Below are 17,559 nucleotides of genomic sequence, written 5' to 3' on the forward strand. Positions count from 1 at the left end.
GCAGGCTCCCACAAAAAAGACACCCTTCGGGTGCCTTTTCTGTGTTACTTTTCATAAAAATCTCGTCATTCCACGCTGCAAAAGCCGGTTTGCATGCAACAGTGAATCATATCCATCACTGCATACAGGAGAACGCCCCCTTCTTAGAAACAGGGCAGCCCCTTGTCTAATTCATAAATTTCCCAACAAAAATTTCGTTCATATGATCCGGGTGGTACGAAAGCTTTGCCTTTCGAAGGCCCTCCAGGCCCATATCCTCCTCCCGGTTGACAAACTCTGTATCCGCCCAGGCATGCTCCAAAAACTCCCGGTTGATCATGGGATATAGCCCTGGATACGTGGTGTCCGCCTTTTCGATAAGGATATGCGCCATCTTGGGCTGCAAATACTCTCCAAAGGAAAAGGCCCGCACGGCACCTTCTACCCGAATAGCCGCCCCCTTCAGCTCCAGCCGGTCAAAATTATGGATCAGCTCCATCATGGCCTGCCGCTCGTTGAACATGGGGGAAATATACCCCGGGTGCTCGGCGAACCACTGCTCCATCATGGGCAGACAGATCTCCACGTTGCTTTGATCCAACGGGATATACTCGTAGTCATAGCGGGAGACAAAGCGGCTGATAAAATTGCGCTTGGAATGATAGGGCTTGCCTTGCAGACGAATCATTTTCTCCGTCTCATAGACATAGTCGAAGCTGTCCCGCACCTCGCTGAATTCCATCAACCCGGGACATTCTTTTTCCACTCGTTCGGTCATCGCCCAGGTCATGGGGATGCATTCCAGCCCGGGAAACTCCGCCCGGAGAGCTTCAAAGGCTTTCCCCAGGTTGTCCACCCCCAGGGGAAACATACACATCGGCCCCTTATGCGGCGGCAGACAGAGAACACAAATCCCACCTTCTATCTCCACATAGCGGTAATAGGTGCATTCCCGGGACATGAAAAGATTTGTGAAACTATAATAGGAAACCTCGTTTCCCTGAGTAAGCTCCCTATAACGCGGCCGCAAATCCAGCGTGATTTCTTTGATTGCTAGCATAATATCGGCTCTCTTCTCCTTTGTTATTTGCTGCCAAAGCTGATGCCCATGTTCTGCGCCACACGAACCATCTGACAGTCCGGCGTCACGAATTTGGTCTTTCCGGCGATTTCGCTCAAGGGGTTATGGGTCACTTCATGGTTTGCCATCGCCACCGAAACGCCATAGACATCGTTGGCAATCAGGTTGGCGGCATATACGCCAAACTGGGTGGAAAGCACCCGGTCATAGGCGCACGGGCTCCCGCCCCGCTGCACATGTCCCGGAATAACCGTCCGGGTTTCCATCCCCGTTGCCGCCTCAATGGCCCGGGCAATGCGCTCAGAAGCCGTTTTTTCGCCCCGCTCCGCGCGCTGGGCGGCCCGCTGCTTTTTCTTCAGCTTGGCCTCTTCAGTATCCAAAGCTCCTTCCGCGACGGCCACAATGGAAAATAGCTTTCCATTTTTCGCCCGTCTGGCGACGGCATTGACCACTGCCTCCATATCAAAGGGGATCTCCGGCAAAATGATGATGTCCGCGCCGCCGGCGATGCCCGCATACAGCGTCAGCCATCCTGCCTTGTGCCCCATCAGCTCTACTACCATAACCCGTCCATGGCTGGCGGCCGTCGTGTGGATGCGGTCAATCACATCCGTGGCAATCTCCACGGCCGTATGGAACCCAAACGTCACCTCGGTTCCCCATAGATCATTGTCAATGGTTTTGGGCAAACCAATGACATTCAACCCCTCTTCCGAGAGCAGGTTGGCCGTCTTGTGCGTTCCGTTGCCGCCCAGCGTGAGCAGACAGTCCAGCCCCATTTTTTTATAATTTGCCTTCATGTTGGCCACTTTATCCAGTGAATCCTCCCCGATGACGCGGATGGTCTTGAAGGGCTGCCGAGAGGTCCCCAGAATCGTCCCTCCCAAGGTCAGAATGCCCGAAAAATCCGACTGCTTCATCACCCGGGATTCCCCGTGGATCAGCCCGGAATAGCCATCTACGATGCCGATGATTTCCACATCCGGGATCTTCTCATATGCCGCTTTTGCCACGCCGCGGATCGCCGCGTTCAATCCGGGACAATCCCCGCCGCTGGTCAAAATTCCAATCCGTTTTTTTGCCATAAATGCCTTTCCTCCCTATATCTTCCTATTATATAATATACCACTATTTCCAAGTTTTTTGCAGTTTTTTTCTTTCAAGAAAGGATTTTCCCTGCGCACGTCGAATATATATAATAAGACAATAACCAAAAGGAGTGATACCAGTGGACAGTATAATCTCATTTTTTCACGGGCGTAAGCCAGAGATCCAGAAATGCTTTTCTATCCGGTATTTGCTCTTGGGAGATAAAAAAGAAGATTAAATAGATATTTACCGTAAACAGGGGCGCGGAAGTCGAATCAATGAACAGAGCAAAGTCGAGTTTGGATTCCCCTTCCATAAGGAAGATCCGGAAAGGCACGGGAGAGTGCAGGATTTCCTTAAAAAATGTCCAGCGGTGGGAATGGATGTTTACTTCGGCCGGATAAAAGTGAATTATAGGGGGATTGCCCCAATGGTTTATGCCCGGCAGAATTATATAGACGATTGTTGCAATGCAAAATATAGAATAAAAGAATTGTGTTGCAGCAAGAAAAAAACAAAATAAGCAGCGAAAGGAGGCAAAAATATTTGCCTCCTTTTTAATTTTCCTCACATGAAATCTTATTCACAGGCTTCCATTCCATGTTGTTCCTTTAGTATCTGCCCGGCCTTTCTGCGGCATTGCGGATGGTATCCGTCTTTTTCATAAAAAAACAGTCTGCCTTTCCCGCAATGATCCATTTAAAAATACCAATGGGACGTTTCCTCTTTCTCCGGCTTACTTTATAATCAAATTTTAACGGACATGTTCTTTTTGTATTATGGCAAATACCTTTTCTGTTTTATCGCATATCCTTGCTATTTCTTCCATCAGCTTCTCCATTATATAGCAAGAGGCTTTCTCCCACATACACATAACGGCCTTGAATTCTAACTATTCACCTGCTCTTCTTTCTCCATGTTTCTCGTTATCCTTCGTTCATAGCGTCCCTGTATTTTTCTGCGCTGCACACGTCCTTAGTCCAAGGAAAATTTCAGCAAATAAAAAAGCCGTTTTCCCATAGGAAACGGCTTTTTTATTTTAATACTTAGGTCAATCTCTTAGCTATTCTTCTTATTGATCGTATCCAACAATACGCAGGCAATAATCAGAACACCAACGATGATTTCCAGAAGGAAGCTGTTCCAGGCCAGTGCGTTACCACCATTCCGAATGGTCTGGATGATAATCGAACCGATTACCGTACCGAGAACACTACCTTCACCACCGCTCATGCTGGCGCCGCCGATAACGGAAGCAGCAATAGCGTCTGTTTCAAAACCTTTACCAGCCGTCGGGCTGCCGCTGCCAATTCTGGCGCCCAGCAGGATACCGGCGATTGCAGCCAGGATACCGGAATACATCCAGGTTCCGCATCTTGTTCTGCGCAGGCTGATACCATTCAGACGAGCGGTTTCAGCGTTGCTGCCCACGGCGTAAATGTTACGGCCAAAGCGGGTATGGCGTAGAATGATATAGGTGATAACGATAATCACAACCCAGACAATCGCCATCAGCGGGATCCCAAAGATATCGCTATCCTTGGAGAAGAAATCTTTATAAGCCTGGGAAATATGGCTCAGGTTGGAAGCACGGCAGAGCAGCTGCGTAGCAGAACGCAGAACGATCTGCATACCAACCGATGCGATGAAGGGCGGAAGGTTTCCGTCGTTCACCAGCCAGCCAATCAGCAAACCATTGGCCGCGCCCATCACGATAGCGATCAACGCTGCAATCCACCACATCTCGCTGGCGAGAATGGGGGTTTCCCAGAACTGGGTGCTGGTCATGTAAGCAATGATAACCGAGCTCAGACCGGCTACAGAGCCGATGGAAAGGTCAATACCGCCAACGATGATAGCGCAGGTCATACCCAAAGCGCAGATACCGTTGATTGCTGTCGCTCTGGCCAGGTTATACATGCCGCTAGACGTCATGAAGCTGTCAGATGTAACAGAGAATATTACGAATAAAGCGATCAGTATCAGCAAAATAAGGCCGATACCCGAGAAAAATCTCTTCGCTTTGACCGCGAATCCGGTCTGAGATTTATTTTCACTCATGAATTTTTCCTCCTAATAGTTATCCAAAAATGACCATCTACTTGGGGTAATTCTACAGATGGCTCTTTGCGGCCGCTCATGCGAGAGGATTACCGCTCCGCATCTCCGCCGTAAGAAACGCCCGCCTGAAGAATTACATTTGCATATCCTGTAAACTCGCCGGAACGAATACAAGCTCTTGTCGTCTGCATGATCTGCTTCAGCTCCACATGGGGAACATATTCGATCTCGCATCCCGTAGGCTTCAAAATCTCCAGGATTTTTGCATGCATTTTGGGGCTGATAGTTTTCACTTCTTCCGCCAAAAATGCTTTTTCCACCATGATATCATCGACAACGGCCTGTAAAACATCCGTATACGCCGGGATGCCCGGAACCAGGGAAAGATCCACACGCTCCACATCCTTGGGCAACGGCATGCCCGCATCGCTGACCAAAAGCAAATCCTTGTGGCCGGTTTCACCGAGTACTCTCAGCAGCTGGCCGTTCAAAATTCCGCCTTTTAACATAATATGCTTTCACACGGGGACTTTCACCCCATGCAATCCTCCCATCCTTGTAGATAGTGTCACTTCATGGCAAGCAGCAGCCTTAGTTGCTACCGCTGTTCTTATCAAACAAAACAGCAATGATAATGATGGCACCAACGATCATTTCCAGAAGATGTGCGTTCATTCCGATGATGATACCGCCGTTCCGGATCGTCTGCAGAATGATGGCACCGATAAATGTTCCGATAACCGATCCTTCACCACCGCTCATGCTGGCGCCGCCAACAACCGAGGAGGCGATTGCCATGAACTCATAGTTTTCAGAACCAGTGGAGGGAATACCATTACCAAGTCTTGCGCAGAGAAGAATACCAGCAATCGCGGACATAACGCCGGAATACATCCAGGCGCCGCATCTTGTCGCACGCAGGCTGATACCGCTCAGGCGGGCCGTTTCTGCGTTGCTGCCTACGGCGAAAATGTTTCTGCCGAAGGGAGTGAATTTAATCATCAGCCATGTGATAATAGCCAGGACAAACCATACAAAAGCCATTACCGGAATACCGAAAACAGTATTCAGAGCAATATCCGTGAACTCCGTGGGGAGCTGAGCAATAATTCTTGCCTCAAAGATCAGGTTGATGGACTGACGAATGATGATCTGCATACCGATGGTCGCGATGAACGGGGGAAGTCCGCCGTCATTGATCAAGATTCCGTTGATGAAACCGATCAAAGCGCCAACAACTACCGCGATGAGCATAGCGACGAAAACGGGAACCAATCCACCCTCGGCGATCTGGCCGGAAGTGAAATAGGAGACTACCATAGCCGCCATACCAATGGTGGAACCGGCAGCCAGGTCAACGCCGCCGCAGATGATGCAGCAGGTCATGCCCAGAGCGGTGATGCCGTTTACTGCCGTCGACAGCAGCAAATCCTGAATATTATCACCGGACAGGAATACATCGCCCCGGATCACAGAGAACACTACGAACAGTGCTATCAAAATCAACAGAATGGGGCCGACCCCGGAAAAGAGTTTCGATGTCAACGACTTGCCAGTCGTTTTGGATTTCTCTTCACTCATGAAATATATCCTCCTGTATTTGCCGAAAAAACTTCCATTCGGCAAGTAATTAAAAGTTGCAAATTATACGGCTGCTCGCCATATAACCGATGGTTGAGCCTTATTCGGAAATACCGGATGCCAACCGGAGAGCACGTTCCTCATCCAGCTTGCCATCCTTCATGAATTCGCTGCGATCCAGCGTTCCCATCAGCTTGCCTTCGGAAATAACCATCATTTCGTCCGCCAAACCCATGATTTCCGGCAGGTACGACGAGATCAGGATAATGCACTTGCCCTGCCGCGTCAGCTGCTCAATCAGCTTATAAATTTCCGCTTTTGCACCAACGTCAACACCGACGGTCGGTTCGTCAAAGATCATGACGTCCGCATCACGGCACAGCCACTTACCAATAACGACCTTCTGCTGGTTACCACCGGACAGGTTTTTGCAAAGCTGTTTGATAGAAGGAGTTTTGGTTTCCATCTCTTTGATATAGTGACGGGTTCTCTCGTGCTCTTTTTTCAGGTTGATCCAGCAGCACTTGGAAATCAGGTCATAAGAAGCCATGTTGGTGTTGAAGTCAACAGACAATCCCAGGCAAAGACCCTCTTTCTTTCTGTCTTCCGGCAGAAGCGCAACGCCCTTCTTCATAGCGGAACGAGGATTCTTGATGTGTTCCTCTTTGCCGTTGATGAATACTTTACCGGAATCAAACTTATCTGCGCCAAAGATGGCCTTGCAGATTTCCGTGCGGCCCGCGCCGACCAGACCGAACATGCCGAGGATCTGGCCCTTATATGCCTCAAAGCTGATGTTTTCAAAAACACCCTTGCTCGTGAGATTTTCAACCTTCAGCGCGCATTCGCCCTTGGGGAAATGCTCAATATCATACATGTTGGTCAGGTCACGGCCAACCATGAGCTTCACCAGGTCATCTTGGTTCGTATCTTTGACATTCAGCGTTTCTACATAAGCACCGTCCTTCAGAACCGTAACACGGTCGCAGATCTGGAAGATTTCTTCCAGGCGGTGAGAAATATAAATGATACCAACGCCCATATCCTTGATCCGATGAATCAGATCAAACAGGATGCCAACTTCTTCGTTGGCCAGAAGAGCCGTAGGTTCGTCAAAGATGATAACCTTCGCTTTTTCATGTACGGTTCTTGCGATACAAACCATTTCCTGCTGGCCAATGGTCAGATGTCTTACCGTATCTTTTGCATCAACATTGATTTTCAGTTCATCCAGCGTTTTCTGGGCTTCTTTGTAAATATATTTCCAGTTTACAGTTCCCCATTTGGTCTTGGGCAGATTCCCGATGAAGAAGTTTTCACCAACCGTCAGAGACTGCGCCAGGTTAACGTCCTGATATACAGCGCCAAGGCCCAATTCTCTCGCCTGTTGCGGATCTTTTACCCGCTGCTGAACGCCGTTTAAATAAATCTCGCCCGATGTCGGTTCATGAACGCCCATCATGCACTTGATCAGTGTAGATTTACCAGCGCCGTTTTCACCCACCAGAGCGTGGATCTCTCCAGGCCGTACGTCAAACGTAACGCCTTTTAACGCTCTGACACCAGGGAATTCTTTAACGATGTTATTCAGTCTAATAATTGGATTAGATTCGATTCCCATTATATAAATTCCTTTCGCTACACCAATTTTTATGCCGTATTGAAAAGCAATACCGCATATTCTTTAGCCGCGCTAAAGAGCCATTTATCAGTAAATCATAGAATATAAAATTCGTAATCCACCGAAATCACAACGAAAACGTTGTGCATACAACTTTTTGCTTAATAAACAGATAGTTTAAAATCCACTTTGGAGGAGAACCCTCCCCCATGAACAAAATCATTGCCAATCCTGGATTGGCTTTCTGTCATCAATTGCAATAAAACTATGTTTTCAGAATTGCCTTTTTTTAAAAATATACCGGGAGCTTGCGCTCCCGGTACTTTTTCCTGCTTGTATCAGGAGATTTGATCCTATTTACTATCTAAAGCTTAGAAGTAGGTAGGCCATTCTCTTGTAGCTTTGCCGTCTTTCAGCAGGGTGGGATCGATCAGAGCCTGGAGTTCAGGAGCATCGATGTTCTCAGCAGTGATCTTCGTGCAGCCAGTATCAATGTACTTGTCGGGGAAGTTCGCTTCTACATCATAGCCCTCAGCAACTACTTTGTAAGCCATGTCAACGCCCTTGTAGCCGAAGCCAGCGGGGTCCTGAATGATCATAGCATACAGGTCGCCATTGCGCAGGTTCTTGATTTCTTCCGGGTCAGAGTCGTAGCAAACGCAGGTTACTTCGTCAGCCAGCTTTTCCTGAGCGATGTATCTGGAAGCGCCGTTACCGGACATGTTGTTGCCGCCGAATACGCCAACGATGTCTTTGTTAGCGGAGAAAGTCTGAGCGCAAACGTCCAGAGCCTTCGCTACGTCGTTTTCACAATACAGGATTTCCGGATACATTTCATACTGCGTATACTTGTTCTTCATCTGCTCGGTGAAGCCCTTGATTCTGGCTTCCATTACGAGAGAACCAGCAGAAGAGGAAACAACCAGAACCTTACCAGAGGTCTTGCCCTTCGCTTCCATACCTTCAACCAGAGCGTCAGCAGCCAGAGCGCCGCCAGCGATGTTGTCGGTAGCCAGGAAAGCAGTGTACTTTTCAGTGTTCAGCATGTTGTCAGCCAGAACTACCGGGATACCCTGATCCATAGCGTCTTCAACGGCGGGAACCGTAGCGTCGGAGCTGGAAGAAGCCAGAACGATGGCATCGGGCTTGTTGGCAACAACCTGTTCCAGCAGAGAAACGGCCTTGTCATAGTCCAGTTCCTTTGTGGGGCCCTGGATGGTGACCTTTACTCTGTCCGGATAGTCTTTCGCATACTGCTCAGCACCAACGATCATGTACTGCCAGAAGTCAGACTCGGTAGCCTTAACCTGCACCACTACATCGAGGGGCAGTTCAGCGTCAGAACCACCCTGGTTGTCGGAACCAGCGGGTTCACTCGCCGAAGCGGACGCAGAAGCAGATTCTTCCGCCGGTGCGCCAGTGCAACCAACGATCGCTACTACAACCAGCAGCAGCGCCAGCACAAGTGCTAATGTCTTTTTCATAAAAATACCTCCATTTTTATTTTGACTATTTTATCACGGGAATCCGCCGCCTCTCCGCCCTCTCTTCCCTGCAAAAGGCCAATACTTGTACGCATCTTACTTTTGCACGAAAAAGGAGACATCGAAACAACTTCTTCACCGCTCATAAGCGGCCGTGCTAAAACCGCTTACTAGCAACAATTTCGATATGCAGTTGTCTGATTCCTGATTTCGCCGCCAGACCAGGCTCAAAGGAGCATACGCAACGCGCCTTTCTTTTTCAGCGTTGTGGTCATGGGTTATGTTTGGCGAAGAATATGATTGAAATAAACTTGTATATGTAACACCATTCACCAGGTGTTAAGAATTCGTTTTAGAATAATATTATAATACCACGAATCTTTTAAATGTCAACCCCTTGTGTTCTTTTTTTATTTATAATTTGGTGCAACAAAATTTACAATTACACATCGAACTGTATATTTTCCCCTTTGCCATGCAATTTTTCCCGAAAAACAGCCCGCGGATAAAAAATTATCTCTTTATAGAAATTGTATCGGATTTTGGTTTACTATATGCCAAATCTCTGCTAAAATACTACTATAGTATAAATACTATCTTTCCTTTTTTCAAGCTCTATGAGGCTCTCTTTTTTTCATTCCGGCGCAAACAGGAGATTTTCCTGTTTTTGCATACAGGCACTATGAATCTTAAAGAATAGGATGTGAAATGAATGATTACAGTTGTCGGAAGTTTTGTCGTTGACCTGATGAGCCGCACGCCGCATATGCCGGTGGCCGGCGAAACCGTTCTGGGTGGTCCGTTCCGCATGGGCCCGGGCGGCAAGGGCGGAAACCAGGCCGTGGCTGCTGCCCGCTGCGGATCCCCGGTGAATATGGTAACCAAGCTGGGGAAGGATGATTTTGGCGAGATGGCCAAACGCACTTTCCTTGCAGAAAACATCAACATTGATTATACGCCCATTGATCCCGAAGAAGCCACGGGGGCTGCTCTCATCATCGTGGAGCAGTCCAGTGAGAATATGATCGTCGTGGCCCTGGGCGCCTGCGGGAAGCTCTCCCGGGAGGACATCTATAAAGCCGAAGACGCCATCAGCAAATCGGATATCGTCCTGACCCAGCTGGAAACCAGCGTGGAAGCCGTTGTCACCACGGTAGAGATCGCCAAGAAACATGGCGTTCCTGTCATCCTGAACACCGCCCCCTATCAGGAATTCCCCAAGGAGATCCTGAAGGACATCGCCTATGTAACCCCCAACGAAACCGAAGCGGGTTACCTCTCCGGGATTCCGGTTGTAGACGACGATTCGGCCCTGAAGGCCGCCGCCGCCATCCAGGCCATGGGTGTCAAGACCGTAATCATCACCATGGGCAAGCGGGGCTGCCTGCTGTTTGAGGGGCCGGAAAAATATGAATTTGTCCCCTCCTTCAAGCTGGATAACGTCGTGGATACCACGGGCGCCGGCGACGCCTTCAACGGCGGTTTTGCCCATGCCATCGCCACGGGAATGTCCCTGAAAGAAGCCGCCCGCTTTGCCAGCGCCGTCGCCGGGCTTTCGGTCACCAAGATCGGAACGGCTCCCGCCATGCCCCGGATCGAGGACGTGGAAGCCTTCCTGGCCGCGCATTAAACCTTCTTTCTCAAAAAAACAGACAAAAAAACGGATGCTCCGGCATCCGTTTTTTATATTTCCTACATTATATATTATAAGCGCATCTATGGCATTCTTTTCCTGCACCGCCCCTTATTTCATCAGCTTTTTCAGCAGGGAAAGCCTGCCGCCATAGGGCGGATACCGAAAACGGATATCCAGAGCGTTGGACTTTTCCAAAATACACTTTTCATGGGAAAAGGTATAAAATCCCTTTTTGCCATGATAGGCCCCCATCCCGCTTTGCCCCACGCCGCCAAAGTGCATATGGGGGTTCGTCAGGTGAACCACCGTGTCGTTGATACAGCCGCCGCCGAAGGAAACCTCCCCAAGAACCCGCCGCTTTGCCGCCCGGTCTGTCGTAAACAGATACAGGGCCAAGGGTTTTTCCCGGCTTTTCACAAACGCCAGTGCCTCATCCCATTCCCGAAAGGACAGTACCGGGAGGATCGGGCCGAAGATTTCCTCCTGCATCACCGGGTCTTCCGCCGAAACACCCTCCAAAAGGGTGGGTTCGATCTTCCGGTTTTCCGGATCGGTTCCGCCGCCGCAACGGATTTTTCCTTCCGGGAGCAGAGAGGACAGGCGGGCGAAATGCTTTGTATTGATAATTTTGGGATATTCGGGGTTTTTCAGGGGCTCTGCTCCATAAAACATCCGGATATATTTTTCCATGGCCCGCAGCAGCTCCTCCCGGGCCTCCTCCTGCACCAGCACATAATCCGGCGCCACGCAGGTCTGCCCGGCGTTCAGACACTTGCCCCAGACGATGCGCCGGGCCGCCAGGTCTATATCGGCGGTTTGATCCACGAGCACCGGGCTCTTGCCGCCCAGCTCCAGCGTGACGGGGGTCAAATGCTCGGCGGCCGCCCGCATGACACTTTTTCCCACACCCACACTGCCCGTGAAAAAGATATGGTCAAACCGCTCCCGGAGCAAAGCCGCATTGACATCCCGCCCGCCTTGAAACAGGCAGACATATTCGGGCGAAAAACAATCCCGGACGAGTTTTTCCATCACTTCCGCCGTAGCCGCCGCATAGCGGGAGGGCTTGAGAACCGCGCAGTTGCCCGCCGCCAGAACCGCCGCCAGCGGCGCCATAGTGAGCTGGAAGGGATAGTTCCAGGGCGACATAATGAGAACCACACCCAGCGGCTCCTTGACGATTTTGCTTTTTGATGGGAAATGCAGGAGCGGCGTCCGCACCCGGTTCGGCCGCGCCCATCCCCGCAGATGCTTCTTGGCAAAGGAAATTTCCTCGAGTACCAGTCCCACCTCAGTTTCATATGCCTCAAAGGCGGGCTTGCCCAGATCTGTTTCCAGAGCGCGCAGAATCTCCCCCTCCCATCGCAGGACGCCTTGCCGAAAGTTCTCCAGCTGCTCCAGCCGGAATTTCAGGTCCAGCGTTTTCCCGGAGGCAAAAAACTCCCGCTGCTTCTCTATCGTTTCTTTCATATTCTCTCTCCCGCCTTGCCGTTTTCTTTCCTTTATATATTCTCTCATCCCGGGTCATTTCCTCCCCTCCCTCTGCCTTTGCCCCAATTCTGTTCTATTTTTTCATTTCAATTTTCTTCATACTTTCTCAAAATTCAGTTTTTCCCAGTATTCATGGGATTTTCGGCGGAATGCGGAATGTGAAATTCATTATTTTTGCATCATATTTTCTCAAATTCAAGAAAAATATAAAAATTTTTGAGAAAGTGTTGCAAATTTTGATTCAATATGCTATAATATTCTCAACAAGGGAGGGAAGAAAATGCTGCCAATTGAACGCCTTCAGAAAATTCAGGTAATTTTAGAGGAACGCGAAGTCGTCAGCATTCCCGAACTGGAAAAGCTGCTGGACGCCTCCAAGGCGACGGTATACCGGGATATTAAAACACTGCAGAAGGAAGGCAAGCTGCAATTCGTCCGGGGAGGAATCTCCAAAGCCCCCTATGACCGGCGTGTTGAATTGCCTTATCATGTGAAGCGCAGCTCCAATGTGGAGGAAAAAAAGCGCATTGCCCGGGAAGCCGCGGAAAATATCCATCCCAATTCCACAATCTGGATGGATTCCAGCACGACGGTCTATGAAATGGCCAAATACCTGCGGCCGGACATGAACCTCAAGGTTCTCACCAACGACCTCATGATCGGCGCGGAGCTGGCGGTTCTGCCGGGCGTGGAGGCCCATGTCATCGGCGGCATGATCCGCAAGGGATATTTCACCCTCGTCGGCCTGTTCGCCCTCTCTAATTTAAAAGGCGTTCAGATTGATACAGCTTTCTTCGGCTCCGATGCCCTGAGCATCAAGGGCGGGTGCATGCTGTTGAATTCGGATGAAATCGCCCTCAAGCAGCAGGTTATGGCGGCTTCGGCAGAATGCCTTTTGCTGGCCGACCACACCAAATTCAACACTACCGCTTTCATGAGCTTCTGCCGGGCGGAGGACATTGACCAGATCATCACCGGCAAGGAGCTTGCCGATTCCCTATATGACGAATACCTGGCGGCCGACATCAACCTGCTGCGGGTATGACACGGAGGTTTTCTATGGATCTGCTTCCTTCCATCGCATCTGCCAGCCAAATCGAATTGGGCGAGGAAATCCGGCGGCTGAAAAGCTGGCCTTTTCTCCATATCGATATCGAGGACGGCAACTTCCTGCCCAACATCACCTTCGGCATGAAAACCGTGAAGGCCATTGCATCGGCAGCTGAGGGAAAGATCCTGGATGTGCATCTGCTGGTGACCAACCCCATGGATTATCTGGAGCCCATGGCGGATCTGGGAGTGCAAAAAATCTGCGCCCATATCGAAGCCCTGCCCTATCCCATGCAGTTTTTGAACCGGGCGCGGCAGCTGGGCATGAAGGCGGGATTGGCCCTCAATATGGCGACGCCGGTTTCCCATCTCGATCCCTTCTATCCGGCTATGGATTTCGCCCTTCTCATGACGGCCGAGCCGGACAGCCAGGGCGACCAGCTCTATCCCCCGGCCCTTGACCGGGCGGTCCGCCTGGCAGAGGAGCGCGGAAGGGAAATCGAGATCTTTGCCGACGGCGGCTTAAACGAGGCCGCATTGCAGAGGCTGGCCCGGGCGGGCGCGGCGGCGGCAGTCCTCGGGCGGCTGGCCTTCGGCGCAAACCAACCCTTTGAGACGTTATCAGAGCTTCAGGCCCTGATCCAACAATAACTATTATATTATAGGAAAGCGGGTAAACAAAAATGGATGTTGCAAAAACTCTGGAAAAGCTTTGTTTGGCTCCGGCGCCTTCCGGCTATGAAAAGGAATGCGCGCATGTGTATGAAAATGAAATCAAGCCCTATGTCGATTCCATCGAATACGACCGCATGGGTAATGTGATCGCCAAGGTGGAGGGAACGGATCCGGAGGCTCCCAAGGTCATGGTATTCGCCCATCTGGATACCCTGGGCTTCATCGTCCGCCGCATCGAACCCACCGGCTTCATCCAGGTGGACCGCCTGGGCGGTATCCCGGAAAAGGTTCTTCCCGGCCTGAAGCTGAAAATCCGCACCACCGAGGGCAGGTTTGTCTCGGGTGTTTTCGGAAACAAGTCCCATCACACGGCTTCGGCAGATGAGAAATATAAGGTAGACGTGGTCACCTCCCTGTTCATCGATGTGGGCGCTTCCTCGGCAGAAGAAGTTCACGAAATGGGCATCGAGATCGGCTGCCCGGTCATCTATGAGCCTTCCTTTACGGTTTTGAGCGAGAAAAACGGCATGGTCTGCGGAACCGCCATGGATAACCGCGGCGGCGTAGCCGCTTTGGTTACGGCGGCGGCAGCCATCAAGGAAAGCGGCAAAAAGCCCGTCTGCACCACCTATTTCGTGGGCACGGTCTGGGAGGAATTCAACATCCGCGGCGCCGTCTTTGCGGCCCGCAAGGTCAAGGCGGACATCGCCCTTTGCCTGGACGTCGTCATGTCCGGCGACACGGCGGATCTGGCGGGGAAATATGAGACGCGCCTGGGCGAGGGCCCGACGGTCAACTTCTATAACTTCCATGGCCGCGGCACGCTGAACGGCACCATCGCCCATGAAGGTCTTTCCAAACTGGCGATTCAGACCGCCAAGGATGAAGGGATGGCTTTCCAGCGGTTCGCATCTCTGGGAATGCTGACCGACCTGGCCTATGTGCAGATGGAAAACCAGGGCATTGCCAGCCTGGATATGGGCTTCCCCTGCCGCTATACCCACACGCCCGTGGAGGTCTGCTGCGTCAAGGATGTGGAAGGCCTGGGCAAGCTGGTGGCCGCAACGGTTTTGAACATCAAGGCGGATTTCAATTTAAACCGCTATAACTAATCAACATATACTTTTTTAAAATTGAGAGGAGAAAAAATCATGTTTTGGACGGAAGAATTGTTTGGAGTAAAGAAACCTATCATCGCTATGTGCCACCTGCAGCCCATGCCGGGAGACCCGTACTATGATCAGGAGGGCGGCATGGAGAAGGTTGTGGAGTGCGCGCGGCACGACCTGCTGGCACTGCAGAACGGCGGCGTAGACGGCGTGATGTTCTCCAATGAGTTCAGCCTTCCCTATCTCACCAAGGTTCGCCCGGAGACAGTCGCGGCCATGGCCCGCGTCATCGGCGAATTAAAGAGCGAAATCACCATTCCCTATGGCGTAAACTGCCTGTGGGATCCGATTGCCTCCCTGGATCTGGCGGTTGCCGTGGACGGCAAATTCATCCGTGAGATCATCTCCGGCGTCTATGCCTCCGACTTTGGCCTCTGGAACACCAACCCCGGCGAAACAGCCCGCCATCGCGCTGCCATCGGCGCCCAGAACGTGAAAATGCTCTATAACATCGTTCCCGAAGCCGCCAAATATCTGGCCGACCGGGATATCTGCCAGATCGCCAAGACGACGGTATTCAACAACAAGCCCGACGCCCTCTGCGTTTCCGGCCTGACCGCCGGCGCCGAGACCGACACCCAGGTTCTCACCCAGGTGAAGAACACGGTTCCGGATACGGTTGTGTTCTGCAACACCGGAACCCGCAAAGACAACATCCAGCGCCAGCTCTCCGTAGCCGACGGCGCAGTTGTCGCCACGACCTTCAAGGTAGACGGCAAATTTGAAAACCTGGTGGATGAAAAGCGCGTGAAGGAATTCATGGATGAAGTCCGCAAAATGAGATAACAAAAGAGCCTTGCGCTCTCTCCAGGGGCGCCGTTTGGCGCCCCTCTTCATAAAATGAGGTGACAATTTTGAAAAAAAGCATTGAAGAACTGAAAGGAATCGCCAACGATATCCGCAAGGACATCGTGACCATGGTCTATAAGGCCCAGTCCGGCCATCCGGGCGGCAGCCTTTCCTGCGCGGATATCATGGCGGCGCTTTACTTCTATAAGCTCAACGTGGACCCCAAAAACCCCAAGTGGGAAGACCGGGACCGCTTTGTCCTCTCCAAGGGCCATGCCTGCCCGGCGCTGTTCCCGGCGCTTGTCATGCGCGGCTTTGTGGATGACGACTGCCTGAAAAACTTCCGCAGCGTGAAGAGCCAGTATCCCAGCACGCCTTCCACCTGCATGCCGGGCGTGGATATGTCCTCCGGCCCTCTGGGGCAGGGCCTGTCTGTGGCGGTCGGCATGGCGCTGGCAGCGCGGGTGCAGGGCAAGAGCTACAAGACCTATTGCGTCATGGGCGACGGCGAGACCCAGGAGGGCCAGGTTTGGGAAGCCCTGATGACAGGCGCCAAATACCAGTTGGGCAACCTGATCTGCATTCTCGACAACAACAAAATCCAGATGTGCGGCACCAATGAGGAGATCATGCCTCTTGGCGACATCTGCAAAAAATACGAGTCCTTCGGATGGAGGGTCATCCATATCGACGGCCACGACATGCAGCAGATCGTAGACGCGCTGGACAGTGTGGACGATAATCCCGTCGGCGCTCCCACGATGATCGTTGCGGAAACCATCAAGGGCAAGGGCGTTTCCTTCATGGAAGGGACGGCCGCATGGCATGGCAAGGCTCCCAGCGACGAGCAGTATGCCCAGGCTATGAAAGAATTAGGAGGAGAAAAGGAATGATTGCGAACAGAGTGGCAGTAGGAAACGAGATTGTTGAACTCGCAAAAAAAGATAAGCGCATCGCTATCGTCGGCTCGGATATCGCCGTTTCCGTCAATTTCCAGCCCTTTATGGACGCGTTCCCAGAGCGGTATTTCGACTGCGGCATCGCCGAACAGGATATGACGGGTGTCGCGGCCGGCATGGCCTCCTGCGGCATGATTCCCTTCATTGCCAGCTTCGCCGTGTTCGCCAGCATGCGCGCCCTCGACCAGGTGCGCAACGCCATCTGCTATAACAATTTTAACGTGAAGATCATCGGTTCTCACGCGGGCCTGGAGCCCGGCCAGGACGGCGGCACGCACCAGGCCATTGAGGATATTGCCATCATGCGGGCTCTGCCCAATATGCATCTGGTCGTTCCCTCTACCCCCAACATGGCCAAGGCCCTGACGGATATCGCCGTGGAAACCGAAGGTCCGGTATATATCCGCGTCGGCCGGGATGCGGTTCCGGAGTTCTATAGCAACGACGAAAAATTTGTCCTGGGCGGCAGCAAAGAGGTCGTGAGCGGCAACGATATCGCCATCATCGCCTGCGGCCGCATGGTGGAACGCGCCATGCAGGCGGCGGAGATCCTGAAGGGCAAAGGTGTGAGCGCCCGTGTCATCGATATGTATAGCATAAAGCCCATCGATAAGGACGCCATCATCCGCGCAGCTAAGGAAACCAAAGGCATTGTCACAGTGGAAGATCACAACATCTATGGCGGCTTGGGCGGCGCAGTCTGCGAGGTCTGCGCAGAAGCGGCTCCCACAAAAGTCCTCCGGGTAGGCATTGAGGATAAATATGGCCGGACGGGCAAATCCTCGGATCTGTTTGAGCTCTATGGACTTACTGTGGATCACATTGTAAAGACGGCGGAACAGTTATAATACGGTCTGACATCAAAATAACCAGCGTATTGATTGGTACAATACA

General features: G+C 51.6%; 15 protein-coding genes. 7 read left to right on the top strand and 8 right to left on the bottom strand.

Features of this window, described 5'->3' with window-relative positions; all coding sequences use genetic code 11:
• Window positions 1-166 precede the first annotated feature (166 nt).
• From H8693_RS05075 to H8693_RS05105, 7 genes are all read right to left on the bottom strand, one after another.
• A complete protein-coding gene (locus H8693_RS05075; protein ID WP_249280058.1) occupies window positions 167-1,039 on the bottom strand; it encodes a DUF2156 domain-containing protein in 873 nt (290 codons plus the stop codon).
• 23 nt (window positions 1,040-1,062) lie between these two features.
• A complete protein-coding gene (locus H8693_RS05080) occupies window positions 1,063-2,145 on the bottom strand; it encodes a 6-phosphofructokinase (RefSeq protein ID WP_249280059.1) in 1,083 nt (360 codons plus the stop codon).
• A gap of 1,063 nt (window positions 2,146-3,208) precedes the next feature.
• A complete protein-coding gene (locus H8693_RS05085; protein WP_249280060.1) occupies window positions 3,209-4,210 on the bottom strand; it encodes an ABC transporter permease in 1,002 nt (333 codons plus the stop codon).
• Between the two features lie 89 nt (window positions 4,211-4,299).
• Window positions 4,300-4,719: a D-ribose pyranase gene (gene rbsD / locus H8693_RS05090; protein ID WP_249280061.1), complete on the bottom strand. Its 420-nt coding sequence runs from the start codon at window positions 4,717-4,719 to the stop codon at window positions 4,300-4,302.
• An 82-nt stretch (window positions 4,720-4,801) separates the two neighbouring features.
• Window positions 4,802-5,791, bottom strand: a complete 990-nt coding sequence (locus H8693_RS05095) for an ABC transporter permease (protein WP_249280062.1) — start codon at window positions 5,789-5,791, stop codon at window positions 4,802-4,804.
• A 100-nt stretch (window positions 5,792-5,891) separates the two neighbouring features.
• Window positions 5,892-7,412 (bottom strand): sugar ABC transporter ATP-binding protein, encoded by a 1,521-nt coding sequence (locus H8693_RS05100; RefSeq protein ID WP_283243741.1) that lies wholly within the window; start codon window positions 7,410-7,412, stop codon window positions 5,892-5,894.
• A gap of 371 nt (window positions 7,413-7,783) precedes the next feature.
• Window positions 7,784-8,896, bottom strand: coding sequence for a substrate-binding domain-containing protein (locus H8693_RS05105; protein ID WP_249280064.1), 1,113 nt, complete (start codon window positions 8,894-8,896; stop codon window positions 7,784-7,786).
• A 712-nt stretch (window positions 8,897-9,608) separates the two neighbouring features.
• Here H8693_RS05105 and rbsK point away from each other — a divergent pair.
• A complete protein-coding gene (gene rbsK / locus H8693_RS05110; RefSeq protein WP_249280065.1) occupies window positions 9,609-10,526 on the top strand; it encodes a ribokinase in 918 nt (305 codons plus the stop codon).
• 114 nt (window positions 10,527-10,640) lie between these two features.
• Here rbsK and H8693_RS05115 read toward each other — a convergent pair whose 3' ends face one another.
• Complete coding sequence (locus H8693_RS05115; protein WP_283243742.1) at window positions 10,641-12,050, bottom strand: aldehyde dehydrogenase; 1,410 nt, start codon at window positions 12,048-12,050, stop codon at window positions 10,641-10,643.
• Window positions 12,051-12,303: 253 nt separating this feature from the next.
• Between H8693_RS05115 and H8693_RS05120 the strand changes: the two genes are divergently transcribed.
• The 6 genes from H8693_RS05120 to H8693_RS05145 are packed head-to-tail and all read left to right on the top strand — an operon-like array spanning window position 12,304 to window position 17,513.
• Window positions 12,304-13,068 (top strand): DeoR/GlpR family DNA-binding transcription regulator, encoded by a 765-nt coding sequence (locus tag H8693_RS05120; protein WP_178619130.1) that lies wholly within the window; start codon window positions 12,304-12,306, stop codon window positions 13,066-13,068.
• Between the two features lie 14 nt (window positions 13,069-13,082).
• A complete protein-coding gene (locus tag H8693_RS05125) occupies window positions 13,083-13,724 on the top strand; it encodes a ribulose-phosphate 3-epimerase (RefSeq protein ID WP_249280067.1) in 642 nt (213 codons plus the stop codon).
• 32 nt (window positions 13,725-13,756) lie between these two features.
• Window positions 13,757-14,860, top strand: a complete 1,104-nt coding sequence (locus H8693_RS05130; RefSeq protein ID WP_249280068.1) for a M42 family metallopeptidase — start codon at window positions 13,757-13,759, stop codon at window positions 14,858-14,860.
• A gap of 39 nt (window positions 14,861-14,899) precedes the next feature.
• Window positions 14,900-15,703 (top strand): BtpA/SgcQ family protein, encoded by an 804-nt coding sequence (locus tag H8693_RS05135; RefSeq protein WP_249280069.1) that lies wholly within the window; start codon window positions 14,900-14,902, stop codon window positions 15,701-15,703.
• Between the two features lie 59 nt (window positions 15,704-15,762).
• Window positions 15,763-16,599 (top strand): transketolase, encoded by an 837-nt coding sequence (locus H8693_RS05140; RefSeq protein WP_407926336.1) that lies wholly within the window; start codon window positions 15,763-15,765, stop codon window positions 16,597-16,599.
• Window positions 16,596-17,513, top strand: a complete 918-nt coding sequence (locus H8693_RS05145) for a transketolase family protein (RefSeq protein ID WP_249280071.1) — start codon at window positions 16,596-16,598, stop codon at window positions 17,511-17,513. Before H8693_RS05140 ends, H8693_RS05145 begins: the two co-directional genes overlap by 4 nt.
• Window positions 17,514-17,559: the final 46 nt, after the last annotated feature.

Source organism: Guopingia tenuis (assembly GCF_014384805.1).
Taxonomy (GTDB): Bacteria; Bacillota; Clostridia; order Christensenellales; family Christensenellaceae; genus Guopingia; species Guopingia tenuis.

Excerpts from the sequence above, each read along its gene's own strand:
- H8693_RS05075 (WP_249280058.1), bottom strand. The coding sequence starts at position 1,039 with ATGCTAGCAATCAAAGAAATCACGCTGGATTTGCGGCCGCGTTATAGG.
- H8693_RS05080 (WP_249280059.1), bottom strand. The coding sequence starts at position 2,145 with ATGGCAAAAAAACGGATTGGAATTTTGACCAGCGGCGGGGATTGTCCC.
- H8693_RS05085 (WP_249280060.1), bottom strand. The coding sequence starts at position 4,210 with ATGAGTGAAAATAAATCTCAGACCGGATTCGCGGTCAAAGCGAAGAGA.
- rbsD (WP_249280061.1), bottom strand. The coding sequence starts at position 4,719 with ATGTTAAAAGGCGGAATTTTGAACGGCCAGCTGCTGAGAGTACTCGGT.
- H8693_RS05095 (WP_249280062.1), bottom strand. The coding sequence starts at position 5,791 with ATGAGTGAAGAGAAATCCAAAACGACTGGCAAGTCGTTGACATCGAAA.
- H8693_RS05100 (WP_283243741.1), bottom strand. The coding sequence starts at position 7,412 with ATGGGAATCGAATCTAATCCAATTATTAGACTGAATAACATCGTTAAA.
- H8693_RS05105 (WP_249280064.1), bottom strand. The coding sequence starts at position 8,896 with ATGAAAAAGACATTAGCACTTGTGCTGGCGCTGCTGCTGGTTGTAGTA.
- rbsK (WP_249280065.1), top strand. The coding sequence starts at position 9,609 with ATGATTACAGTTGTCGGAAGTTTTGTCGTTGACCTGATGAGCCGCACG.
- H8693_RS05115 (WP_283243742.1), bottom strand. The coding sequence starts at position 12,050 with ATGAGAGAATATATAAAGGAAAGAAAACGGCAAGGCGGGAGAGAGAAT.
- H8693_RS05120 (WP_178619130.1), top strand. The coding sequence starts at position 12,304 with ATGCTGCCAATTGAACGCCTTCAGAAAATTCAGGTAATTTTAGAGGAA.
- H8693_RS05125 (WP_249280067.1), top strand. The coding sequence starts at position 13,083 with ATGGATCTGCTTCCTTCCATCGCATCTGCCAGCCAAATCGAATTGGGC.
- H8693_RS05130 (WP_249280068.1), top strand. The coding sequence starts at position 13,757 with ATGGATGTTGCAAAAACTCTGGAAAAGCTTTGTTTGGCTCCGGCGCCT.
- H8693_RS05135 (WP_249280069.1), top strand. The coding sequence starts at position 14,900 with ATGTTTTGGACGGAAGAATTGTTTGGAGTAAAGAAACCTATCATCGCT.
- H8693_RS05145 (WP_249280071.1), top strand. The coding sequence starts at position 16,596 with ATGATTGCGAACAGAGTGGCAGTAGGAAACGAGATTGTTGAACTCGCA.